General features: G+C 61.0%; 2 protein-coding genes. Both read right to left on the reverse strand.

What is annotated here, in order from left to right:
* Window positions 1–131: 131 nt before the first annotated feature.
* Window positions 132–1,199 carry an ABC transporter ATP-binding protein gene (locus AC0L25_RS08280; protein ID WP_473595043.1) on the reverse strand — a complete coding sequence of 356 codons (1,068 nt, stop codon included), beginning with the start codon at window positions 1,197–1,199 and terminating at the stop codon, window positions 132–134.
* Between the two features lie 31 nt (window positions 1,200–1,230).
* Window positions 1,231–1,956: an SDR family oxidoreductase gene (locus tag AC0L25_RS08285; RefSeq protein WP_127314342.1), complete on the reverse strand. Its 726-nt coding sequence runs from the start codon at window positions 1,954–1,956 to the stop codon at window positions 1,231–1,233.
* Window positions 1,957–2,114 lie beyond the last annotated feature (158 nt).

Raw genomic sequence — 2,114 nt, forward strand, 5'->3', positions numbered from 1 at the left:
ATCATTACACGCCGGCGGAATGCGCCAACTACATCAAGAACGCCGGATATGCGTCTACCTAAAAACAGAACGCTCTAAAGGGCTGAGGCGGCGCGCTCTGCCGGGTCACATCCACGCCTACATCGCTAATCTCAGGCGACACGCAGTTCCGTGGCCGCATCGAAGAGGTGCACCTTGCCCGGCAGTACCGAAAGGTTGATCGCGGCGCCGGCGTGGCGGCGCTCGTCACGCGGCACCACGGCGACAGCGTCGTATCCCGCCACCCGCAAATGAATCTGAACATCTGCGCCGGTCGTTTCGGACAGCACGACCTCGCCCTTGATCTCACCCGCATCCGAAATGCCGAGATCGTGCGGCCGGACGCCCATGATCACCCTTTGGCCCGGCTTCGCCTTAATCCCCGGTGAGAGGCCGATCGACACGCCTTCGGCGACGAAGCGAGGAGCTCCGCCCGCGGTCTCGACAGCGCCAGCGATGAAATTCATTGAAGGCGAGCCGATGAAATCAGCGACATATTTCGAGTTCGGACGCTCGTAGACCTCGTCGGGCGTGCCGATCTGCATGATCCTGCCGGCGTGCATCAGCACGATCTTGTCAGCCATCGTCATCGCCTCGATCTGGTCATGGGTGACGTAGATCGTGGTCGTGCCGAGACGATTGTGGAGTTGGCGGATTTCCACGCGCATATGCGTGCGCAGCTTCGCGTCGAGATTGGAGAGCGGCTCGTCGAAGAGGAACACGGCGGCATTCCGCACCATGGCGCGGCCCATGGCGACGCGCTGGCGCTGGCCACCCGACAGTTCCTTGGGATATCGCCCGAGGTAGGGCGTGAGATTCAGGATCTCCGCCGCCCACTCGACCTTCTTCCTGATCTCCGCTTTTGGCACTTTCGCCACTTCGAGACTGAAGCCGATATTGTCGAACACCTTCATCGTCGGATAGAGCGCGTAATTCTGGAACACCATCGCGATGTCGCGATCGCGCGGGTGGACGTCATTGACCCGCCTGTCGCCAATCAACAGATCGCCGTTGGTCACTCGTTCGAGCCCTGCTGTCATGCGCAGGAGCGTGGTCTTTCCGCAGCCCGACGGCCCAAGAAGCACGACGAATTCGCGGTCGGCAATGCCGAAGGAGATATCCTTCATCACCTCGACATGCCCGAAATTCTTGGCGATGTTCCTATATTCTACGGTAGCCATTCTCTCTCTCCAGAAGCCCGGATTCGGGTCGTCAGTATTTCTGCCTGGTCGGCGTGATGACGATTTCCTGCACGAGAGCGTTCTGTGGCATCTGGTAGGTGTGCAGCATGAGGTCAGCGACGTGCTCCGGTCCGATCCCGCCGCCGATCTTGAGCTTGTTGGCCTTGTAGTTGGCGAGCGTCTGCGGATCGAGGACGCCGCTCAGAACTTCGGTTTCGATCACCCCAGGCGAAAGCACGACCACGCGGACGTCATAGTCGGAAAGATAGTCGCGCAGCGATTCCGACACCGCGTGAACGAAGAATTTCGTCCCGCAGTAAACGGTATGATCGGGATAGACCTTCCGGCCAGCGATCGAACTCATCATGAACAGCGTCCCATGACGGCGCTCCATCATGCCCGACATCACGGCGTGGACCGAGTTCAGCACGCCTTTCGTGTTGATGTCGATCATCTCGTCCCATTCCTCGGGCGGCTGGCGGCCTATGTCGGCAAGACGCGCGATGCCGGCATTGGCAAAGAGCATGTCGACCGGCCCGTATTCGGCTTCCGCCTCCTTCACCGCGGCTGCGATTGCGGCGCGGTCGCGGACGTCGACCTGCCGGGCCATGCTGTCGGGTAGGTTCAGCGCCTCCATGCGCTCCAGACGGCGGGCCATCATAAGAACCGGATGGCCGGCGCGCGAAAACACCTTGGCGACCGCTTCGCCGATACCAGAACTGGCTCCTGTCACTGCTACGAGCTGTTTTCCAGCCATTGTCTTTCCTCATGGGAATTGTCGATACCCTGGGTGGGGGGGGGCGCCCCCCCCCCCCCCCCCCACACCAACAAGGGCCCGAGAAAAGCTGGAAAGGGGTTTTTTTGTGGGGTGACGGGACGTACCGGGGCGCGCCGCCACGGGCAGAGGAGATAAAA

This window comes from Mesorhizobium sp. WSM4813 (genome assembly GCF_055811555.1).

Coding starts and splice junctions, on each gene's coding strand:
- AC0L25_RS08285 (WP_127314342.1), bottom strand. CDS start 1,956: ATGGCTGGAAAACAGCTCGTAGCAGTGACAGGAGCCAGTTCTGGTATC.
- AC0L25_RS08280 (WP_473595043.1), bottom strand. CDS start 1,199: ATGGCTACCGTAGAATATAGGAACATCGCCAAGAATTTCGGGCATGTC.